The organism is Anaerozeibacter quisquiliarum (assembly GCF_051162045.1).
In the GTDB taxonomy this organism is placed as follows: Bacteria; Bacillota; Clostridia; order Christensenellales; family Aristaeellaceae; genus Anaerozeibacter; species Anaerozeibacter quisquiliarum.
In genome coordinates, this window is the sequence record NZ_JBISDI010000005.1 from 62,090 (window position 1) to 82,786 (window position 20,697).

The 20,697-nt window shown below is 63.4% G+C and carries 18 protein-coding genes; 16 read left to right on the top strand and 2 right to left on the bottom strand.

Annotated elements, in window-relative coordinates; translation table 11 throughout:
- Positions 1-21: 21 nt before the first annotated feature.
- The 13 genes from ACH6CV_RS03295 to ACH6CV_RS03355 all read left to right on the top strand — a co-directional run bounded on the left by ACH6CV_RS03295 (position 22) and on the right by ACH6CV_RS03355 (position 14,653).
- Positions 22-207 (top strand): ferredoxin, encoded by a 186-nt coding sequence (locus ACH6CV_RS03295; protein ID WP_456356737.1) that lies wholly within the window; start codon positions 22-24, stop codon positions 205-207.
- 32 nt (positions 208-239) lie between these two features.
- Positions 240-1,451, top strand: a complete 1,212-nt coding sequence (locus tag ACH6CV_RS03300; RefSeq protein WP_456356738.1) for a DUF438 domain-containing protein — start codon at positions 240-242, stop codon at positions 1,449-1,451.
- 130 nt (positions 1,452-1,581) lie between these two features.
- Positions 1,582-2,685, top strand: a complete 1,104-nt coding sequence (locus tag ACH6CV_RS03305) for a sensor histidine kinase (protein WP_456356739.1) — start codon at positions 1,582-1,584, stop codon at positions 2,683-2,685.
- Complete coding sequence (locus tag ACH6CV_RS03310) at positions 2,648-3,364, top strand: response regulator (RefSeq protein ID WP_456356740.1); 717 nt, start codon at positions 2,648-2,650, stop codon at positions 3,362-3,364. Before ACH6CV_RS03305 ends, ACH6CV_RS03310 begins: the two co-directional genes overlap by 38 nt.
- Positions 3,361-4,917 carry a DUF1538 domain-containing protein gene (locus ACH6CV_RS03315; RefSeq protein WP_456356741.1) on the top strand — a complete coding sequence of 519 codons (1,557 nt, stop codon included), beginning with the start codon at positions 3,361-3,363 and terminating at the stop codon, positions 4,915-4,917. Before ACH6CV_RS03310 ends, ACH6CV_RS03315 begins: the two co-directional genes overlap by 4 nt.
- Before the next feature lie 13 nt (positions 4,918-4,930).
- The gene (locus ACH6CV_RS03320) at positions 4,931-5,605 is read left to right on the top strand and encodes a P-II family nitrogen regulator (protein ID WP_456356742.1); all 675 of its coding nucleotides are present in this window, start codon (positions 4,931-4,933) and stop codon (positions 5,603-5,605) included.
- Positions 5,606-5,972: 367 nt separating this feature from the next.
- Positions 5,973-7,013, top strand: a complete 1,041-nt coding sequence (locus ACH6CV_RS03325) for a LacI family DNA-binding transcriptional regulator (RefSeq protein ID WP_456356743.1) — start codon at positions 5,973-5,975, stop codon at positions 7,011-7,013.
- A gap of 19 nt (positions 7,014-7,032) precedes the next feature.
- Positions 7,033-8,061, top strand: coding sequence for a sugar ABC transporter substrate-binding protein (locus ACH6CV_RS03330; protein WP_456356744.1), 1,029 nt, complete (start codon positions 7,033-7,035; stop codon positions 8,059-8,061).
- A 134-nt stretch (positions 8,062-8,195) separates the two neighbouring features.
- Positions 8,196-9,695, top strand: coding sequence for a sugar ABC transporter ATP-binding protein (locus tag ACH6CV_RS03335; protein WP_456356745.1), 1,500 nt, complete (start codon positions 8,196-8,198; stop codon positions 9,693-9,695).
- A complete protein-coding gene (locus tag ACH6CV_RS03340) occupies positions 9,688-10,686 on the top strand; it encodes an ABC transporter permease (protein ID WP_456356746.1) in 999 nt (332 codons plus the stop codon). The genes ACH6CV_RS03335 and ACH6CV_RS03340 overlap by 8 nt, the downstream gene beginning before the upstream one ends.
- Positions 10,687-10,706: 20 nt before the next feature.
- Positions 10,707-11,693 carry a sugar phosphate isomerase/epimerase family protein gene (locus ACH6CV_RS03345; protein WP_456356747.1) on the top strand — a complete coding sequence of 329 codons (987 nt, stop codon included), beginning with the start codon at positions 10,707-10,709 and terminating at the stop codon, positions 11,691-11,693.
- A 240-nt stretch (positions 11,694-11,933) separates the two neighbouring features.
- A complete protein-coding gene (locus ACH6CV_RS03350) occupies positions 11,934-13,259 on the top strand; it encodes an alpha/beta fold hydrolase (RefSeq protein ID WP_456356748.1) in 1,326 nt (441 codons plus the stop codon).
- 137 nt (positions 13,260-13,396) lie between these two features.
- A complete protein-coding gene (locus ACH6CV_RS03355) occupies positions 13,397-14,653 on the top strand; it encodes an MFS transporter (protein WP_456356749.1) in 1,257 nt (418 codons plus the stop codon).
- Here ACH6CV_RS03355 and ACH6CV_RS03360 read toward each other — a convergent pair.
- The gene (locus ACH6CV_RS03360; protein ID WP_456356750.1) at positions 14,650-15,855 is read right to left on the bottom strand and encodes a DUF401 family protein; all 1,206 of its coding nucleotides are present in this window, start codon (positions 15,853-15,855) and stop codon (positions 14,650-14,652) included. The genes ACH6CV_RS03355 and ACH6CV_RS03360 overlap by 4 nt on opposite strands.
- A 231-nt stretch (positions 15,856-16,086) precedes the next feature.
- Between ACH6CV_RS03360 and ACH6CV_RS03365 the strand changes: the two genes are divergently transcribed.
- The 3 genes from ACH6CV_RS03365 (at position 16,087) to ACH6CV_RS03375 (ending at position 19,920) form a co-directional block, all read left to right on the top strand.
- On the top strand, positions 16,087-17,712 hold the full coding sequence (locus ACH6CV_RS03365) for a hypothetical protein (RefSeq protein ID WP_456356751.1): 1,626 nt from the start codon (positions 16,087-16,089) through the stop codon (positions 17,710-17,712).
- Positions 17,713-17,863: 151 nt separating this feature from the next.
- Complete coding sequence (locus ACH6CV_RS03370; protein WP_456356752.1) at positions 17,864-18,316, top strand: hypothetical protein; 453 nt, start codon at positions 17,864-17,866, stop codon at positions 18,314-18,316.
- Positions 18,313-19,920 (top strand): protein kinase domain-containing protein, encoded by a 1,608-nt coding sequence (locus ACH6CV_RS03375; RefSeq protein ID WP_456356753.1) that lies wholly within the window; start codon positions 18,313-18,315, stop codon positions 19,918-19,920. The genes ACH6CV_RS03370 and ACH6CV_RS03375 overlap by 4 nt, the downstream gene beginning before the upstream one ends.
- Before the next feature lie 196 nt (positions 19,921-20,116).
- Here ACH6CV_RS03375 and ACH6CV_RS03380 read toward each other — a convergent pair whose 3' ends face one another.
- Positions 20,117-20,572, bottom strand: coding sequence for a C-GCAxxG-C-C family protein (locus ACH6CV_RS03380; protein WP_456356795.1), 456 nt, complete (start codon positions 20,570-20,572; stop codon positions 20,117-20,119).
- Positions 20,573-20,697: the final 125 nt, after the last annotated feature.

A 20,697-nucleotide genomic window follows, 5' to 3' on the forward strand; every position in this document is an offset into this window, starting at 1 on the left:
ACATATAAGGAGGATATGGTCATGAAGGCGACGATCGATCGCGACGGCTGCATCGGGTGCGGCCTGTGCGCCGAAACCTGCCCCGAGGTGTTCCGCATGGCGGACGATGGGTTGGCCGAGGTGCACGGCGAAGTCACGGAAGAAAACGAGGGATTGGCGCGCGAGGCGGCCGAGGGTTGCCCGGTATCGGTGATTACGGTAGAGTAATGTAGGCAGCAGCCGCGAAGGGAGGGGATCACATGAGTCAGGAGATCAACAACAGGGCCTACCGCAGCGAGGTCATCCGCAGGCTGCTCAGCCAGCTGCACGAGGGCCGGTCGGTGGACGAGGTCAAGGCCGAGTTCGAGCGGGCGTTCGACGGGGTGTCGGCGGCCGAAATATCCGAGGCCGAGCAGGCGCTGATCGCGGGTGGCATGGAGGTGCGCGAGGTGCAGCGGCTGTGCGACGTGCACGCGGCGGTGTTTCGAGATAAGCTCTCGGGCGAGGCGGCCGGCGCGGCCGGCGGCGGCCCGGATACGCCCGGCCACCCGGCGCACACGTTGCGCGCCGAGAACCGGGCGCTCGAACGGCTGATCGATGCGCGCATCCGGCCGGCGCTGTCCGCGCTGACGGCGGGAGAGGCGGGCGCGCTGCGCGAGGCGCTTGGGGCGCTGTCCGGCATCGACGCGCACTACGCGCGCAAGGAGAACCTGCTGTTCCCCTACCTCGAGCGGCACGGCGTCACCGCGCCGCCCAAGGTGATGTGGGGCGTGGACGACGAGATCCGCGCGCTGATAAGGCAGGCGCGGAGCCTGGCCTCGGCCGAGCCGGTCGAGCCGGTCGAGCTCGCGCAGGTGGTCGAGGCCGTGCTGGACAGGGTGTCCGAGATGATCTTCAAGGAGGACAACATCCTGCTGCCCATGCTCGCCGAGCACCTGACCGAAGACGAGTGGCGCAAGGTGGCCGAGGAGAGCGAGGGCATCGGTTATTTCCTGATCCCCACGCCGCCCGCGTGGAAGCCGAGCGCGGCGGGCGCGGCAAACGGGCGGGAGGGTGCCTGGCCCGAGGGCGACGTGGTGCTGCCGACGGGCGCGCTGCGCCTGTCCGAGCTCAACGCGCTGCTGAACGCGCTGCCGGTGGACATCACCTTCGTAGGCGCCGACGACACGGTCAAGTATTTCTCCGAGGGCGCGGAGCGGGTGTTCCCGCGCACGAAGGCCGTCATCGGGCGCAAGGTGGTCAACTGCCACCCTCCGGCCAGCGTGCACATCGTGGAGGGCATTGTTAACGACCTTAAGTCGGGCAAGAAGACGCACGAGGACTTCTGGATCAGGATGGGCGACAGGTACGTATACATCCGCTACTTCGCCGTGCGGGATACGGGCGGCAAATACCTGGGCACGCTCGAGGTCACGCAGAACATCGCGCCCATTATGCAGATCACCGGCGAGAAGCGGTTGGTGTCGGACTGATGGAGATACATACAATCGAGTCGGCTCACCGGGGTCATCCCGGTGAGCCGATTGCATATGCGTTCTTTTTATATAATCTTCATTTTATTTGAACGCCGTTTGTGGTATAATATATGATGGGTGAACGTGTATGAACGCAATCAAGGGGAGCCGATCGGCGCATGTCCGTTGGCGTGACGCGGGGCTCACGCTGATGATTATAACGGCGGCGGTCGGGGTCTGCCTGTTGATGCGGCTGATGGACGACGGGGACATCTACGTTTCGATGATCTTCCAGTTGGCGGTGCTGCTGGTGGCGCGTGCGACCGACGGGTACTTCTGGGGCATCTTTGCCTCGGTTTTGAGCGTGTTCGCGGTCAACTACGTGTTTACATACCCTTATTGGGCGTTCAACTTCACGATATCGGGCTACCCGGTGACGTTCATCAGCATGCTGGTGGTTTCGGTGCTCACCTCCGCCATGACCACGCAGATCAAGCAGCAGGAGAAGGTAAGGCGCGCGGCCGAGCGAGAGCGCATCCGCGGGGACTTGCTGCGCGCGATTTCACACGACTTGCGCACGCCGCTCACCTCGATCGTGGGGGCCAGCAGCGCGATCCTCGAAAACGACGAGCAGATCGACGCCGCGCGCCGGCGCGAGATGATGGGGGAGATCGTCGAGGACGCCCAGTGGCTGATCCGGATGGTGGAGAATCTGCTGTCGATCACCCGCATCGACGGTGCGGTGCGGCGCATCCGCAAGCTGCCCGAGCCTGTCGAGGAAGTGGTGGGCGAGGCGGTTTACAAGTTCAACAAGCACTACCCCCGCTCGGAGGTCAACGTGCGTGTGCCCGACGAGCTGCTGATGGTGCCGATGGACGCGCTGCTGATCGAGCAGGTACTGATTAATCTGCTCGAAAACGCGGTGCGCCACGGCCGGACTACCCGCAACGTGTCGCTGTGCGTGCGAAGGACGGGCGACGAGGCCCTCTTTGAGGTGGCCGACGACGGGCAGGGTATCCCCAAGGAACTGCTCGGCAACCTGTTCGAGGGCGGCTACGCGGCCGGCGACCGGGCGACGGACGCCTCGCGCGGCATGGGCATCGGGCTGTCGGTGTGTATGTCGATCATCGTGGCGCACGGCGGGCGCATGGACGCCGAAAATCGACCCGAGGGCGGCGCGCTGTTCTGGTTCGCGCTGCCGCTGATGGAGGAGTATGAGCAACAAGCAGATGGTTTTGATCGTCGAGGATGAGCACAACATCCTGAGCTTCATAAGGACCACCCTGAGCGCCAACGGCTACAAGGTCATCGAGGCGCGCGACGGCCGTCAGGCGCTTCAGATGATCGCGTCGCACTGCCCGGACATGGTGATCCTGGACTTGGGGCTGCCCGACATGGACGGGCTCGTGATCCTGAAGCAGGTGCGCACCTGGTCGCGGCTGCCGATCCTCGTGGTGTCGGCGCGCGACCGCGAGCGCGACAAGGTGGAGGCACTGGACCTCGGCGCGGACGACTACATCACCAAGCCCTTCGGCACCAGCGAGTTGCTGGCGCGCATTCGCACCGCGTTGCGCCATGCCCAGGCGGGCGGCGCGACGGTGGCCGACGTGTTTACGTGCGGGGGCTTGAGCATCGACCTGTTCAAGCGCCGCGTGACCGTGGACGGCGCGGAGGCGCACCTGACCCAGAACGAGTATAAGATCGTCACCTTGCTTTCAAAGTACGCCGGCCGGGTGCTGACCTACGACTTCATCATCCAACAGGTGTGGGGACCGCACGCACAGCGCGACAACCAGATCTTGCGCGTCAACATGGCCAACATTCGCCGCAAACTGGAGAAGAACCCGGCGACACCCGCCTACATCGTCACCGAAATTGGCGTAGGTTACCGCATGGCGGAGGCCGATGCGGAAAGTGAGACGGACGTATGACGGACAAAACCAAAACGGAAAGAAGGGGTTGGGTCAGGAAGGACCGGACGATTTTGCGGGAGCGAACGCACGAGGCGCTCTCGTCGGTGTTGCCGGTCAGCATCATCATGCTGCTGCTGTTCGTGACGATCGCGCCGGTGGGCGGCAATGTGCTCATGATGTTCCTTGCCGGGGCGGTGCTGCTGGTCGTGGGCATGGGCCTGTTCACGCTGGGCGCGGAGCTTAGCATGATGCCGATGGGCGAGGCGGTGGGCGCGCACGCCACCAGGGCGAAGAAGTTGTGGCCGGCGCTCGTCACCTGCCTGTTCGTCGGGGTGCTGGTCACGATATCGGAGCCCGATTTGCAGGTGCTGGCCGAGCAGGTGCCCATGATCCCCAATTTGGCGCTGATTCTTACGGTGGCGCTGGGTGTGGGCATCTTTCTGGCGGTGGCATTCCTGCGCATTGCGTGGGGGATTCGGCTGCGCTACCTGCTGGTGGGGTTTTACGCGGCCGTGTTCGTGCTGGCGCAGTTTGTGCCGCGCGAGTTCCTGCCGGTGGCGTTCGACTCGGGCGGGGTGACGACCGGGCCGATGACGGTGCCGTTCATCATGGCGCTGGGCCTGGGCATCAGCGCGATGCGCAGCGACGGCAAGGCGGAGGAGGACAGCTTCGGCCTGGTGGCGCTCGCTTCGGTCGGGCCGATTCTGGCGGTATTGATTCTGGGTATAATCTTCAGGGGCGGCGAGACCGCCTATACGGCGGTGGAGATACCGAACATCGCCACCTCGCGCGACCTGATTATGGTGTTTTTGCGGGCGCTGCCGCAATACTTCAAGGAGGTAGCGCTGGCGCTGGCGCCGATCGTGGTCTATTTTGCGGTGCTGCAGGCGACCGCGCTCAAGTTGAGCAGGCGTCGTGTGTTCCGGATGGCGGTCGGGTTTGCGTATACCTTCCTGGGGCTGGCGCTGTTTCTGACCGGCGTCAACGTGGGCTTCATGCCCGCCGGATACCAGCTGGGCAAGGTGCTGGGCGCGCTTTCCTACCGCTGGATCCTGCTGCCGGTGGGCATGCTGGTAGGCTACTTCATTGTGTCGGCCGAGCCGGCGGTGTACGTGCTCAACAAGCAGGTGGAGGAGTTGACCAGCGGCGCGATCCCGCAGCGCGCGATGAGTCTGTCGCTGTCCATCGGCGTATGCGCCTCGGTGGGGCTGGCGATGCTGCGGGTGCTGACCGGCATGCCGATCATGTGGCTGCTGATCCCCGGCTACGCGCTGTCGCTGCTGCTGGCCTTCATCGTGCCCGATATGTTTACCGGCGTGGCGTTCGACTCGGGCGGCGTGGCGTCGGGTCCGATGACGGCCACGTTTTTGCTGCCGTTCGCGATCGGGGCCTGCGAGGCGGTAGGCGGCGACATCGTCTCCGACGCGTTCGGCATCGTGGCGATGGTGGCGATGACGCCGCTGGTAACCATTCAGGCGCTCGGGGTATATTATCAATGGAAACTCAATCGCGCACCGAAGAAGCAGGCGGTTACGACGGTTGTGTCCGACGACGAGATCATCGATGTGTGATGCAGAGGTGCCTATGAAGCGTATTCTATGGGTCATTGCGGTTACTTCCCGCGATCTCGAGGAGGACATCAACCGGTGTTTTCACAAAAGCGGCCTGACGGCGGTGATATCGAGCCTGGGGCACGGTACCGTCAAGCCGGGCATACTGGATCTCTTGGGCTTGGCGAGCGATGAAAAGGCGGTGCTGTTCGCGGTGGGCGACCGCGCGTCGGCTGAGCGGGCGCTGTACGCGCTGATCGAGCGGCACGGCCTCAATCTGCCCGGGCGTGGAATCGCGTTCGCCCTGCCGGTCACGAGCGTTTGCAAGGCGCTGGTTGCGCTGTGTGCGGACACGACCAAGGAGGAGGAAGATGCCATGGATACGCCCCATGAGCTCATCGTGGCGATCGCCAACAAAGGGACGAGCGAACTGGTGATGGACGCCGCGCGCGCGGCCGGCGCGCCGGGCGGCACCATCCTGCACGCCAAGGGCACGGGCGCGGCGGGCACGCAAAAGTTCTTCGGAATGTCGCTGGCCGAGGAGCGGGAGATGATACTCATCGTGGTGCCGAAGGAGCGCAAGCCCGCCGTCATGCAATCGATCGCCCGGGAGGCGGGCGCGACCAGCCCGGCCGGGACGCTGCTGTTCTCGCTGCCGGTCAGCGCTGTCGCCGGTCTGCACAGCGCAGATGAGGATGAAGATGCATAAATACCCCGCGTGAGCGGTGATGAGGATTCCAAAGGGGCGAAGTCCTTTTGGCGGGTTGGGGGGGGCGGCGCCCCTAACGTTCCCCCGTACCCCTGCGCCGCCGTATCCGGCGCCTAAGCAATAGGGGCTGGAGCGCCGGTCCCGGTCAGCGGCGGCGCGGCGTTCCCGATGTTCTGAGAGATAGAGACGTTGCCGGCAGGCAGCGTCTCTATCTTTCCGGGCGAGTCCGTACCTGTCCCGAAAAACAGATTTCAAATCTTTTATACATCGCCCAATCCCACAAAGAAATCTATTGACGAACGCCGAAAAATGCGCTATGATGCTTGTGAAAACGATTACCGAGCGTCAACGCTGGGGAGGGCGGCACATGGCGACCATTGTGGACGTGGCAAAGGCGGCGGGCTGTTCGGTCGCGACGGTGTCGCGCGTGCTCAACGGCAAGCGCGCGAAGGAGGGCGAACTGGCGCGCCGGGTGCTGGATGCCGCGCGGGCGCTCGACTACGTGCCCAACAGCGCGGCGCGCAACCTGCGCAAGAGCGAGAGCCGCGTGATCCTGATCCTGTTGCCCAACGTCACCAATCCGTATTACGCGCACATCCTGTCGGGCATCGGCGACTCCGCTTACCAGCATGGGTACAGCCACTTCCTTTGCAACACCGGGAACAGGCGCGAACGGGAGGAGGCGGTGCTCGGGCGGCTGACGCGCCGCCAGGCCGACGGGGCGATCTTGATGGCGACGGAACTGGGCAGCGCCTGGCTCAAGCCCTACGCCGAGCGCTACCCGATCGTGCAGTGTTCGGAGTTCGACCCCGAGGTGGACATCGCGCACGTGTCGGTGGACAACTACCGCGCCGCGCTCGAGGTCATGGACCACCTGATGGGGCTGGGACACCGGCGCATCGGCATCATATCGAGTGAAAACCGGTATTCCTCGACGGCGCTGCGCGTGAAGGGCTACCGCGACGCGTTGGAGCGTGCGGGGCTGCCGGTATCCGAGGACTACATTTGCCGCGCCGACGCCGGCTACAGCTTCAAGAGCGGCTTTGACGCGGCGGTGAGCCTGCTGTCGCTTGACGAGCGGCCGACGGCACTGTTCTGCATCTCCGACGTGCTGGCGTTGGGCGCGATCGCGGGCGCGCGGGAGCTGGGCCTGAACGTGCCCGGGGATGTGGCCGTGGTGGGGTTCGACGACGTGGAGCACACCACGATGTTCAGACCTTACCTGACCACGGTGGGGCAGCCCTGTTACGAGATCGGCTACCGCGCGATGGAGATGCTGATCGGGCTGCTCGGCGGCGAGGAAGTGCCGCGGCAGATCCAGCTCCCTCACCGACTGACGGTGCGCGAGTCGTCCGGCTTGCGGAGGCACACCCTGGATTTAACGGTCGAAAGACCGTCGAGTCAATAACATTGAGGAGGCCATCTACATGAAGAAGCTCATCGCGATCATCCTGACCCTCATGTTGACGCTCGGCAGCGTCGTCGCCCTGGCCGAAGGCGTGAAGCTGGGTATCGTCACGCCCGACGCCGACCACGGTTTCACCGGAGAATCGGTGGCGCACGCGCGCGCCGAAGCCGAGGCGCTCAAGGCGTCCGGCGCTATTGACGACTACATGATGGGCGTGGGCGGCGAGGCCAGCAAGCAGAGCCAGGCCATCGACGACATTCTGACCTGGGGCGCCGACGTGGTTATGCTGTGGCCGCTCGAGGGCGACCAGCTGCGCAACTCCGCTCAGGCCATCGTGGACGAAGGCAAGAAGCTCGTGATCTACGACCGACTGATCGAGAACTTCGAGGGCAAGGTCGCCGAGATCATGGGCGACAACGAGGGCATCGGCAACATGATGGGCGAGTACCTGCTCAAGGTGTATGCCGACAGGCTCAAGGCGGGCGAGAAGATCACCTACCTGCTGTTCATCGGCGACAGCTCCACCGTGTCCAAGCAGCGCACCCAGGGCATGCTGGACGTGCTCGACAAGAGCGAGTACAAGGACCAGTTCGTGCTGCTGCAGGACGGCTTCCAGACCGACTGGTCCAACGCCAAGGCACAGGAGTTCATGGAGAACTGGATCAACACCGCGGGCGCCGAGACGATCGCCGACCTCGACCTGATCGTTACCCACGACGACGAGATCGTGGACGGCATCACCACGGTGCTTCAAAATGCCTCGGGTTTTGACAGCCTGTCGCTGATTACCAGCGTGGGCGGCCGCAGGGAGACGCTGTCCACCTACGACAGCATCGAGAAGCCGGCGCTGGTCACCTACTTCTTCAGCCCCTCGTATATCCGCGAGGCGCTGCGCCTGAGCGTGGCCGCCGCCAAGGGCGAGACCTATCAGGGCCAGGAGATCAGCGGCCAGCTGTTCCTGATCCCCTCGATGGAGATCGACAAGAGCACGGTGGATGCGTATCGCGCGAGCCAGGAGTTCGCCGATCGTTATTCGATCAACCCGTAAAGCGCAACATGGGGCCGTAGCGTCAGGGGCGTCCCCTCCCATTCCCCTCTTCGGGGGGGGAATGGGAGGGGAATGGGGCAGGACGTCTCGCGGCGCTACGCCCCCGACGATCACGTGGACAAGGGGGCGCTTTTTTGCTGACGGAAATGAAGGGGATCGTGGTGGACTTTGGGCCGGTGCGGGCGGTCGACCATGTCGATATCCGCGTGGGGCCCGGCGAGATAACAGGGCTGCTCGGCGAGAACGGCGCGGGCAAGTCTACGCTAATGAACGTGCTGGCCGGCACGTTCGCGCCCACCGAGGGCGACATCTACCTGGACGGGGAGAAGGTAAAGATGGGCGGCGCGCTCACGGCGATGAAGCGCGGCATCCGCTTCATCCATCAGGAGCTCAACCTGTGCAACGACCTGAACGTATTCGAGAACATGTACCTGGCGCAGGAGATCCGCAAGCACGGCCTGCTCGACAAGGCCGCGATGGCCGCGCGCGCGGGCGAGGTGCTCAGGCGCATGCGCGTAGACATCGACCCCTGGACAAAGGTTTCCGAGCTGAAAACCGCCGACAAGCAATTGGTGGAGATCGCGCGCGCGCTGCTGTTCAAGTGCGAGCTGATTATCATGGACGAGCCCACCACCGCGCTGTCCAACCGGGAGATCGAGAATCTGTTTGAAATCATGCGCGCGCTCGTCAAAGAGGGCGTGAGCTTCATCTACATATCCCACAAGATGCCCGAGATATTCGCGGTCTGCGAGCGCTACTACGTGCTGCGCGACGGGCGCCTCGTGGGCGAGGGCAATATCGCGGACGTCGACGAGGACGCAATCACTTCGATGATGATCGGGCGCACGCTGGCCGACGAGGAGTTTGCGGCCAAGCCCTGCCATGTGACGGGCGAGGTCGCGCTCAAGGCCGAGCGGCTGTCGGGCGAGAACTTCAACGACATCTCGTTCGAGCTGCGCAAGGGCGAAATCCTGGCCTTTACGGGGCTGCAAAGCTCCGGCCGGGACGAGCTGGCCGACGCGCTGTTCGGCGTGATCCCGCATCAGGGCGCGCTCGCGGTAAACGGCCGGTCGGTGGGGCGTGGCGGCATCCCCAGGATGATGCGCGCGGGCGTCGCGATGGTGCCCAAGAACCGCAAGGAGCGGGGGATCCTCAACGACCTGAGCATCTACGACAACACCTCGATGGGCTACTTCAACACCCTGATGCGCCGCCCGCTGATTAACATGCGGGAGGAAAAGGCGCGCTACCGCCGCCAGCAGCAATCGCTCAAGATCAAGGCCGACAACCCCAAGAACGAAATCACATCGCTGTCGGGCGGCAACCAGCAAAAGGTGATCCTCGGCCGGTGGCTCGAGACCGGGGCGAGCGTGCTGATCTTCGATAACCCTACGCAGGGCATCGACGTGGGCGCGAAGTTCGAAATCTACCGCCTGCTGATCGAGCTGGCGAAGCAGGGCAAGGCCATCCTGGTGTTCTCCTCCGAGTTTCCCGAGATTGCGAAGGTCGCCGACCGCTGCTTCGTGCTGTACAAGGGCGAGATCAACGCGGTGATCGAGCGCGCGGACTTGAGCGAACGGGACGTGATGTTCTATGCCACGGGATCAAATGTGGAGGGGAAGAAGCATGACTGATCGACGCAAACTCACCGGCCGCACGGCGCTGCGCAAGCTGCTTAGCGACTACAGCTACATCGTTTCATTCGTATTGATCGTCCTGATCGCGGTGATCGTCAACCCCAATTTCTTCAAGTGGCGCAACATCAACTCGATCTTCGTGCAGGCGTCGGTGACCGGCATCATCGCGCTCGGCATGACGATGATTATCTGCGCCGGGCAGATCGACATCTCGGTCGGCGCGCAGGTGGCGATCATCTCGGGCTTTGGCATCGAGGTGCTCAACAAGACGCACAACATCTGGCTGATGCTGATCTTCTGCGTGGCATTCGGCGGGGCGATTGGCCTCGTCAACGGCTTGCTCGTCGCCAAGGGGCGCATGCCCGCGATGATCGCGACGCTGGCGATGCAGACCGCCTGCCGCTCGATCATCAACCACTTCGGGCAGGGCGGCCCGTTCAGCGTGGCCGGAGGCATCGCGACCGAGCCCTACTACATCGCCTTCCGCGAGGTGGCGAACGGCGCGATCGAGGTATTCGGCAACCGCGTACAGTACCCGATGATTATCTTCATCGCGATGTCCCTGCTGTTCGGGCTGATTATGCAGCGCACGCGCCTCGGCAAGCACACCTACGCCGTGGGCAGCAACCAGGTATCGGCGCGGCTGGCCGGCGTCAATGTCGATCGCACCAAGATCGCGGTGTTCTCGATCACGGGCCTCTTGTGCGGGTTCGCCAGCTGGATCTACGCCTCGCGGCTGATGGCGGTGGCGGCGGCCAGCGCGGGCAATCTGTTCGAGATGGACGCCATCGCGGCGGTGGCGATTGGAGGCACCGCGATGTCGGGCGGGCGCGGCAAGATCATCGGCACCTTCCTCGGCGTCATCATGTTCAAGATCATCAACAACATTCTGGTCGCGGCGCAGGTGCCGACCTTCCTGAACGGCGCGATCAGCGGCGCGATCATCATCATCGCGGTGCTGCTGCAAAACGTGCGCGGCAAGAAATGAGCGAAAGCGAGGGATTTCCGATGAAGCGACCCATCACCATTTGCAGCGGCCAGTTCGGCGACATGCCGCTCGAAGCGCTGTGCGAGCAGATGCGCGCGATCGGCTATCAGGGCTTTGAATTGGCCACCCAGGCGCACATCGACGTATGGAAGACCGTGGAGGATGCGGCCTACCGCGGCGAGCTTGTGGCCACGCTCGACCGGCACGGCATGCAGATCCACGCGCTGTCGGCTCACCTGATGGGCCAGTGCGTGGGCGACAATTACGACGAGCGGCTCGACAACTTCGTGCCGGACGAGGTCAAGGGGAATCCCGCGGCGATCCGCGCCTGGGCGACCGAGGGGATGAAGATGACCGCGCGCGCGGCGCAAGCGCTGGGCGTCGGCGTGGTGACCTGCTTCTTGGGCTCGCCGCTGTGGCCGATGTGGTACTCGTTCCCGCAGACCACGCCCGCGATGGTGGAGGCCGGATTCCGGAAAATCGTGGAGCTGTGGACGCCGATCTTCGACGTGTACGACGCGTGCGGCGTGAAGTTGGCGCTCGAGGTTCATCCGACCGAGATCGCGTTCGACTACTACACCACCGAGCGGCTGCTCGAGGCGATTGGCCGCAGACCGACGCTCGGGCTCAACTTCGACCCCAGCCACCTGCTATGGCAGGGCGTGAACCCGGCGATGTTCCTGCGCGACTTCAAGGACCGCATCTACCACGTGCACCTCAAGGACGTGAAGCTGAACCTCGACGGACGCGCGGGCATCCTGGGTTCGCACATCGAGTTCGGCGACACCCGGCGCGGCTGGAACTTTGTGTCGCTCGGCCACGGCGACGTGGACTTCGACGCCATCACCCGCGAGCTCAACCAGATGGGTTACCGCGGTCCGCTCTGCGTGGAGTGGGAGGACAGCGGCATGGAGCGCATGCACGGCGCGCAGGAGGCGTTCGGCTTCGCCAGCCGCGTCAACTTTGAGCCTTCGGCGTTCAGCTTCGACGCGGCGCTCAAGGCGTAGCGCCTCTGTTAAATCGCGCCGCCCTGCTTGACAACGACAGCGACGGCGCATATAATTTGATTAGATGTTTAGATAGTTTCCTAAATATATAATATTAGGAAGCGATCGGCATGGGCGATGCCTGGAACGCGATGGGAGACCTGGCGCGGCGGGCTCAGGATAGGAAGCGGAGGAAAGAACGCGATGAAGCGATGGATGCGGTGCGTGGCGGTTGCGCTTGCGATGACAGGGGCCTTGGGTATGAGCTTGGGCAGTGCGGCGGCTTCGGGCGAAGCGGGCGGGGGCGATGCGTCGGTGCGCGCGGCAAAAGCGCTGATTGAGACCATTCTGTCGCGCGACTATGCCGCCGCCGAGGCCCGCCTTTCCGATCAGCTCAAGGGCGCGCTGGACGCGCAGGGCGGGCTGCAGGCGTTGATCGATGCCATGCTCGACAGCACAGGCGCGCTGACCGGCCTCGGCGAGGCCCATATGACGCGCGCCATGGACATGGACGTGGTGACGACCGAGGCGGTCTTTGAGCGGGGGGCCTATAAGATCATCATCGCGCTGGACGGCGAAGGCGTGGCGCAGTCGCTGCTGTTTCAGAGCGACACGCAGACGCCCGAGGAGCCGGTTCCCGAGGGCGTGACCGCCGAGGAAGTGACGGTGGACGCCGGGACTGGCTATCCGCTGGGCGGCACGCTGACCTTTCCCGAAGCGGCACGGGGCAAGCTGCCGGCGGCGGGGCCGCTACCGGCGGTATTGCTGGTGTGGGGCTCCGGCCCGAACGGGCGCGACGAGGCGGTGGGCGGCAATCGGGTGTTCGCGCAGTTGGCGCACGCGCTGGCCGAGCGCGGCATCGCGGCGCTCAGGTTCGACAAGCGCGTGGTGACCTACCCGGAGGCGGCCGGGCGGCCCGACTTTTCGGTCAAACAGGAGTATATCGAAGACGTGCTGGCGGCAACCCGGTTGCTCGCTGCCGATCCGCGCGTCGATCCCGAGCGGGTGTTCATTTTGGGCCACAGCCAGGGCGGCATGCTCGCGCCCCGGTTTGTGGAGGAAGGCGCGGACGTCAAGGGGCTGATTTTGCTGGCCGGTTCGCCGCGCACACTGACCGACATCCTGTACGACCAGCAGATGGACGCGCTGGGCGCGGCGGCGGATGACCCGGCGGCGCGCAAGCCCTACGACGACATGCGCGCCGAGGCCGAGGCGGTCTATCAGGGTACCGAGGAACAGGCGCTTGCGCATCTGCCGCTGTACGGCGGCGCGATGAGCGCGTACTACCTGTACGAGATGCAAAAGCACGACCCGATCGCGCTGCTGACCGGGCAACAGACGAAGGTCTTGGTGTTGCAGGGTGACAACGACAAGCAGGTGCTGACGGAGGCCGACTACGGGCGCTATCGCGCGGCGCTCGAGGGCCAGCCCTACGCGCAGCTCAAGCTCTATCCGGGGCTGAATCACCTGTTCATGCCATCCGAGGCGCAAAACTTGGCCGAGGCGATGCGGGAGTACAATACCCCCGCGCGCATTCCGGATGAGGTGCTCAGTGACATTGCGGCCTTTGTGAAAGGCCAGCCTTGACCGATGGATGAGCAAATGGCGTCGAGCGATGGCTCCGACGCCATTTTTGTGACGATTTTACGCAAAGCACCATGGCGGCGCGCCGGCCGTATGATATACTGTTGGCCTATCGATATCGAAAGGATACTTTTTTACGTATGCAAGACAAATGGATTCGCCGCGTCGCGCTGTATCTGAGCGGGCAGACGATCAGCCTGTTCGGCTCGATGGTGGTGCAGTTCGCCATTTCCTGGCACGTGACGCTTTCCACCAAGAACGGCGCGCAGATGACGATTATGACGCTGTGCGGCTTTTTGCCGCAGCTCGTAATCGCGCCGTTTGCCGGCGTGTGGGCCGACCGCCACGATCGACGGCGCATGATCGTGTGGGCCGACGCCATGATCGCGCTGAGCACCGCCATCCTGGCCGTGCTGTTTATGAGAGGCTGCGACCACCTGTGGCTGTTGTACGTGATTTCCGCGATCCGCTCGCTGGGCAACGGCATTCAGCAGCCGGCGGTCAGCGCGCTGCTGCCCGACATCGTGCCCTCCGAGCATCTGATGCGCGTCAACGGCATCAACGCCAGCATTCAAAGCGTCATGATGCTGGCCGCGCCGGCCGCGGCGGGCATGCTGTACGCGAGGATGGGGCTGCAATCGACGTTCTGGGTGGACGTCGCGACCGCGGCGGTCGGCATCGGCATCCTGATGATGCTGAGCGTGCCGACTCGGGCGGCGCCGGCCGCCGAGGGCGCTTCGGTGACGGGCGATATGATGGGCGGCCTTGGCTATGTGAAGCGCACCCGGTGGCTCAGCCAACTGATCCTGTTCTATCTGGTCTACGCGCTGATGTTCGGGCCGGTGGTGCTGCTGACGCCGCTCATGGTGGCGCGCAGCTTTGGCGAGGAGGCCTGGCGGCTGACCGCGCACGAGATGGTATTCGCCGTCGGCAGCCTGCTCGGCGGCGCGGCGATTGGCTTTATCGGCGACAAGGTGCGCAACAGGATTCACCTACTGCTGCTCGGCAGCGCGGCGTTCGGGCTGGCGACGCTGGTCATGGGGTTCTCGCGCGATTTCCTGTTCTATCTGATCGTCATGGGGTTTTCGGGCTTCACCATGCCCCTAATCAACACGGGCGTCATGACCGTCTTGCAACAGAAAATCGCGCCTGAGTTCATGGGGCGCGTATTCGGGCTGATCTCGATCATCGGCTCGGCCGCCATACCGCTGTCGATGACGATATTCGGCCCGCTGGCCGACGTGGTCAGCGTGGAAACGCAATTGATCGTGACCGGCGCCCTTATGACAGCCATCGCCGGCTACATGACGCGCTTCCCCGAGCTGATTGAGGCCGGGGAACCGCTCCCCGCGCCCGAAGGCGGGGAGGCCGCGCCGAATAAATCAGCGCCTACCTAGAACGCCAGCCGCAGCAGCAGATAATACCCGATCATCAGCGCTGCGAACATCAGCGATGCGGGCAGCGTCTTGCGGATCAGTTCGCCCAAGGTGATGCCGAAGTAGTCCGCCGCCACCACCAGGCAGACGTGGGTGGGGGAGAGCAGACTCGCGGCGTGGCACACGCACATGAGCAGCACCATAAAGGGCATGCCGCCGCCAGGGATCGCGGCGAAGGCCAGCGGCGTACCCAGCGCGATGATGCTGCTGGAGCCGCTGATGATGGTGCCCACAAAGAACAGCAGCGCGAAGATCAGGAAGGTGGGGATGGGCAGGGTGGAGAGCGCTTCGGGCAGCATTTGCAAAACGCCCGTATACGCGATGAACTCCTTGAGCACCAGCACCAGGAAGGTGTTGCCGAGCAGCTTCAATTCAAAGGCGGAGCGCAGCGCCGAAACGAGCTCCGCCCCGCGAAAGCGATAAATTACCGCCGTCGCCGCGATCGACGCGAGCACGGCGATGACGACCGGCAGCTTGAAGGCCAGAATCAGGGTCAGTACCAGAATCAGCGGCCACAGGTGAATGAGCAGATTCAACGCATCCCGGCCCCGGTTGTCGCTGCGCGGCGTACCGGGGTCTTTTGGCAACCGGCGCAGGTAGGGGAAGTACCCGAGCGCGACCAACGCGATCAACGGCACGATCATGCCCAGCATGAACGGGGGCAGCGGGATGCCCGACAGGTTCGACATCAGCAGCACGCTCGAATAGGTGGGCAGCGTGCTTTCCGGGATGTGGCGGAACCAGCTGGCCACGAACGCCTGCTCCCTGGGCTTCAAGTAATCGCCTGCGGCGTCCCGTACGATCTCGCCGCACAGGATCATGGCGGCGGCCGAGGGCAACAGGCCGATGAACACCGGCACCCCCGCCGCGTTGACCCGGCGGTTGTGGAACAGGCCGTTCAGGTCCCGCTGCATGAGTTTGAGCAGAGCGCGCGCCTCGAGCATCCGCTGCAAATACGTGATCAGGTACAGCGACAGGAGCACCGACAGCGAATCCCAATGCGAGAGCACCTTCCAAGGGCGCGATACCCATTCGACCGGCGGGATTGCGTACAGGATGACGATGGCGACCAACCCGCCCGCAATCGCCTGATACAGCGGCCTTTTCAGCCCCAACAGCAACACAATCGCGAGGAACACGACGCCCAGGTAGACGATCTCCACAGGTACAGGCCTCCAGACCATCACGCTGCGTTTTTGCGCATGTATTTTTTCCAGTATAGACGGCGGGCACGGGTATGTCAAGCGCACAGCGCAATCGCTTTCAACCGCAGTTGGGGCGTTCGGGAAGACAATTTTGTACCGCCGATGTGTGCTGGCAGCTCACCAATTGTTCCGCGGAACGTGATATGCTTTGAAAGAAGGCATTGTATTCAGAGATGGAGGGATCAGTTTATGACAAGAAGGCTATGCATTGCGCTCGTTTTCGTCATCATGCTGACCGCGTTGGGCGCGCTCGCGCCCGCGGCGCTGGCCGAGGATGCCCGTCTGGTCATGAGAACCGACGGCACGGTGTTTGCGGGACAGCTTGTGCCGCGGCAAGTCGACCCGGAGGGCGATCCGTATCGGTACGAGGTGGAGCAGGACGAGGTGTACTTCGGAATCGATCGGGTGTCCAAGGTGGATTTCGAGCTCAGCCGCTTCAGCAACGGCACCCGCATGCGGATCGTGAAGCTGTGGCAAGACGGCGAGTCGGACATCGCCCAGACCGACTTTGCTGAGAATAAGGCCGGCATCTGGCCGCAGAAGCACACGCTGAGCACGTATCTGGGCGTCGGCGAGTACCGAATCAGCGTGTGGGCGGATTACTACGATGGTCGCCCGGTCACGCTCCAATATTGGCTCAAGGCGAAGGCTACGCCGGTTCCCGCGCCCGCCCCGGATGTGGAAGATCCGTTTGGCGCGTGCCCGATCAGCCTGGGCCAAGACTATCAAGATGTGCTCGGCGTGGAGGAGGATCGCCGCACCTTCCGCTTCCGCCTGCCCTCCGATGCCAAGGTGGAGGTATCGCTCAAGGGTGGAAGCAGGGAATGGGTGGGTATGGAACTCTTCTTCCTCGACACGCCCAATCCCGAGGACCCGAACGACGAGGGCATGCGCTTCCTGTACAACCAGGCGCCGCCGATGGTTCCCCAACAGAAAAAACCGGTGAACACCACCAAGGCGTTCAATATCCGGGGCGGGCGCGATTACTACGTGAGCGTCTACCGTGAAAACCGGTGGCAGAGCGCCGCGCCGTTCAGCTTGCAGGTTAAGAGCAAGCCCTGGGTATCGCCCAAGATCAAACTGGACAAGAGTTATACCTTTGCCCAGGGCGGTCGTCAGTGGATCAATCCCTACGGCGACACCAACCGGGTGCACGGGTTGGAATTTGACTGGGCGTGCTCGCCGGAGTCGGTCGCCGCCGTCTTTGAGGATGGGACGATCGAGTGCAGGGGCGTCGGCAAGGCCACGTTCAAGGTGAACCTCAAATCCGATCCCGCCAAGACATACACCGCGACGATCAACGTGGTCGCCAACGAGTTCCAGCGCGCCAAGCCGCTCGCGGCCAAGGCCAAGGCGGTGTACGTGTCGATAAAGCGCCTGAAGTTCGCCGCAAACGGAAGCGCTGAAGCCGAGCTGTTCGTATTCAACAAGAGCGGCGAGCCGATTTCCGGGATCGACTTCCGGCGCGCGGAGATGCGCTTCCTGCGCCAGGGCGGCTATTTCATGCACTCGCAAATCGACCCGGCGATCAAGGAACTGCACGCCTTCCCGCAACCGCTTCAAAACGGCAACTACACCACCCTCACGCTGACGTTTGGGCCTGAAGGGCCGATGGAGTGGGAGCAGATCGTACCTGAGCAGACCGATCTGACCGGCTCAGGAGACGGGCTTAGGATCGAGGATCTTGCCTGCTACACCGCGCTGACGCCCAAGGGCGTCAGGGCCGCCTTCCCCCGGATCCGCGTGCTGAACGGCCGGGACAGGGGCGTGTATGCGGCCAGGCAAGCCGCCGAGCAGCCGATGCCGAATCGGTAGAGGCACAAGGGACAGCAGGGACTGCGGCGCTGGGAAACTGGCGTCGCGGTCCCTGTTTTCTGTAATTGACGATCGGCGGATGATCGTTTATAATAAGCGAAAAGGATGGGCGAGAAGGTAAAATTCTACATTACGCAGGCAGGACGGGGTGATGAGCGTGAGCGAAACAGGCAGCGACCTCAAGACGAGTAAATTGTGGGATCAACTCTTCAAGGCCCCCTCGCTGGACGCATACCTCGGCGAGAACGAAGCGGATATTTTGCCGCCATTCTTTGAATACATCGACACATTGTGCAGGCAGCGGGGCGAGAAGCCCGCGAGCGTGATTCAGCGAGCGGGCATCGAGCGTTCGTTTGGCTATCAGGTATTTCGAGGCGACCGCAAGCCCTCGCGCGATACGGTGCTGTTGCTGGCCTTCGGCTTTAAGGCCGATGTGGAGATGGCCCAATCGCTGCTCAAACACGCGGGATACGGCCCGCTTTACCCGCGCGTGCGCAGGGATGTGGTCGTCGCTTATAGCTTACAAAACGGTATCAGCCTCGCGGATACGCAAGACGCCTTGGCCGAACTCGGGCTGCCGACGATTGGAGCCATGCCGAGATGAGCGATGTACAGAAAGCGGTCGCCGAGTTGGAGGCCGCCTTTGCGGAGATTCGCTTTCCGGATGGCTTTTTGGACGACTACGATCAATTGGAGTGCCTGGCGAGCGGACACGGCACGGAAACCTACCTGGTAACGCGCAAGGGCTCGCGGCAGCTGTTCATCGCCAAATGGTACGACCGGAACATCCATCGCTGCGTGCATGAAGGCGGCATCCTCAAGGCGCTCAGGCACGACGGGCTGCCCGCCTTCGCCGACGAATACGAGGGCGACGGCGCGGTCTGCATCGTCCGCGAGTACATCCCCGGCACGCCGCTCGACCGGTATGTGCGGGAGCGCAAACCGTCCGCCGCGCAGACCGTCGCCCTGTGCATCCGGCTGTGCGAGTTGCTGACCTGCCTGCACGGCCAGCAGCCGCCCGTCATTCATCGAGACATCAAGCCGCAAAACGTGATCGTCCGGGAGGACGGCTCCGTCGCGCTGATCGACTTCGAGATCTCCCGCGTTTACGACGACGGCGTCGATGCGGACACGCAGATCTCGGGCACCCGGTGCTTTGCCCCGCCGGAGCAATACGGCTTTTCGCAGACCGACGCGCGGGCGGACATCTACTCGCTGGGCGTGCTGCTATGCTGGATGCTGACCGGCAGCGCGGAAGTGAGGGCGGCCGTGATTCCGGACAGGCGGCTGGCGGCCATCGTGCGCCGGTGTACGGCCTTCTCCCCGGAGGCGCGCTTCCGCAGCGCCGACGCCGTCAAAAGGGCGCTGCTCGGCGCGGTCAAGCCGCGCGGGAGGACGACGCTTCGCAGCGGTCTGGCCGCGGCGCTGCTTTGCCTGTGCTTAGGCTTCGGCATCGGCCGGTATACGGGGCTCTTCACATTCTCCTTCGCGCAGGGCATACGGTTTCAGGAGCCGTTGATCGAACAAGCGGTTCGGCTGCAGCTGGGCGTGGATGCGCAGGCGCCGCTGACGCCGGACGAGTTGGCGACCGTCAGGTCCATCTACATCTTCGGCAATGAAGTGGCGCTCACGCGGGACGCCTTCGAAGGCGGGTTGTCGGGCGCGCGCGGCAAGGCCCCGAGGGGCGCCGTCGAAACGCTGGAAGACGTAAGGCTGCTGCCGGCCCTGGAGGAGATCATGGTGGCCTACCAGAACCTGTCGGACATCGGGCCGATCGCAAAGGCAAAGTACCTTGCCTCCATCACCTTGATGCACACGCGGGTGTCGGACGTCGCGCCGCTGGCCCATATGAAATCCCTGGTTAGCGTGAACCTGTATGACACAAACGTAACCGACGTCGCCATCCTTGACACCTGTCCCCGTTTGGGACACCTCGATCTCGGCGCTACGCTGGTCCGCTCCGTCGCGGGCATCGGCGGGCGTGGATCGCTGGAACACCTCGGTCTGGATCGGCTGACGCTCGATTCGCTGGATGGGCTCGAGCAGTTCCCCCATTTGACTTCGCTGGCTCTCAGGCAGGCCGTCATCGGCGACCTGTCGGCGCTTCGGGCGCTTCCCTCGCTGCGCTCGGTCGAGATGACCGGAGACATGCGCGCTCAAGCGGAAGAGTTTATGGACGGCGTGGGCTTTTCCGTTACATTCATGTGACCAATGGGACCAATCCTTCGCCTGACATCCTTGCGGATTGCCTCAAAGCAAGATCCGCCTGCCGTACCCGCTTCGCGGAAGGTGGCAACAGCCGCGCTCATCACCTGGAAATTCAGTTTGGTTCCCTGGCGGTCGGCAAGATCGCAATGGTTCAGCCGCCTTTACCGTCGGCTTGCCATGGCGGTGTTCGCCTCGATCATCCGTCGTTCCGAGATATCAGTTCGTCGAGTATATCAGCCGCGCACGCAACAAGATCGGCGCAGGGACGGGTTCGATAGTACTCCTCAGTCCTCGCCTGCGGGACAGGGCTGTCCGTACTCCCCTCAAGCCCCAGCAGTTCTCGGCATATGTAGGAGCCATTCATCTCCCTGAATTTGTAAGCGAGTGATTGAATCAAGCGATAATGCTCCGCTTTTGCGGCTTTGTCCGTCGGATTTGTATATCCATAGGCAATGCCCGCGACCATGAACATGGCTGTTACCGCGCCGCATACCTCCCGCAGCCGCCCCATGCCACCGCCGAACGAGGCTGAGAGGCGCAAAGCCGCATCCCTGTCCATACCGGTTTCATCACAGAAAGCGGCAAAAACAGACTGTGAGCAGTTATACCCTTCCGTAAATAGTCCCCTGGCGGTATCCGAATGATTGCCCATGGTCATTCGACCTCTCTCTATTTCAAATGTTGATGACATTGCCTGACCATTCGCTGGAGTGTATCCCCATGACGATTTTCACGGGGAAGCTGCAAAATGAAACGCCGCGGGCAGGCGCGATCTGG

Excerpts from the sequence above, each read along its gene's own strand:
- ACH6CV_RS03340 (WP_456356746.1), top strand. The coding sequence starts at position 9,688 with ATGACTGATCGACGCAAACTCACCGGCCGCACGGCGCTGCGCAAGCTG.
- ACH6CV_RS03380 (WP_456356795.1), bottom strand. The coding sequence starts at position 20,572 with ATGGGCAATCATTCGGATACCGCCAGGGGACTATTTACGGAAGGGTAT.
- ACH6CV_RS03330 (WP_456356744.1), top strand. The coding sequence starts at position 7,033 with ATGAAGAAGCTCATCGCGATCATCCTGACCCTCATGTTGACGCTCGGC.
- ACH6CV_RS03295 (WP_456356737.1), top strand. The coding sequence starts at position 22 with ATGAAGGCGACGATCGATCGCGACGGCTGCATCGGGTGCGGCCTGTGC.
- ACH6CV_RS03320 (WP_456356742.1), top strand. The coding sequence starts at position 4,931 with ATGAAGCGTATTCTATGGGTCATTGCGGTTACTTCCCGCGATCTCGAG.
- ACH6CV_RS03310 (WP_456356740.1), top strand. The coding sequence starts at position 2,648 with ATGAGCAACAAGCAGATGGTTTTGATCGTCGAGGATGAGCACAACATC.
- ACH6CV_RS03325 (WP_456356743.1), top strand. The coding sequence starts at position 5,973 with ATGGCGACCATTGTGGACGTGGCAAAGGCGGCGGGCTGTTCGGTCGCG.
- ACH6CV_RS03375 (WP_456356753.1), top strand. The coding sequence starts at position 18,313 with ATGAGCGATGTACAGAAAGCGGTCGCCGAGTTGGAGGCCGCCTTTGCG.
- ACH6CV_RS03370 (WP_456356752.1), top strand. The coding sequence starts at position 17,864 with ATGAGCGTGAGCGAAACAGGCAGCGACCTCAAGACGAGTAAATTGTGG.
- ACH6CV_RS03355 (WP_456356749.1), top strand. The coding sequence starts at position 13,397 with ATGCAAGACAAATGGATTCGCCGCGTCGCGCTGTATCTGAGCGGGCAG.
- ACH6CV_RS03305 (WP_456356739.1), top strand. The coding sequence starts at position 1,582 with ATGAACGCAATCAAGGGGAGCCGATCGGCGCATGTCCGTTGGCGTGAC.
- ACH6CV_RS03300 (WP_456356738.1), top strand. The coding sequence starts at position 240 with ATGAGTCAGGAGATCAACAACAGGGCCTACCGCAGCGAGGTCATCCGC.
- ACH6CV_RS03315 (WP_456356741.1), top strand. The coding sequence starts at position 3,361 with ATGACGGACAAAACCAAAACGGAAAGAAGGGGTTGGGTCAGGAAGGAC.
- ACH6CV_RS03365 (WP_456356751.1), top strand. The coding sequence starts at position 16,087 with ATGACAAGAAGGCTATGCATTGCGCTCGTTTTCGTCATCATGCTGACC.
- ACH6CV_RS03350 (WP_456356748.1), top strand. The coding sequence starts at position 11,934 with ATGAGCTTGGGCAGTGCGGCGGCTTCGGGCGAAGCGGGCGGGGGCGAT.
- ACH6CV_RS03345 (WP_456356747.1), top strand. The coding sequence starts at position 10,707 with ATGAAGCGACCCATCACCATTTGCAGCGGCCAGTTCGGCGACATGCCG.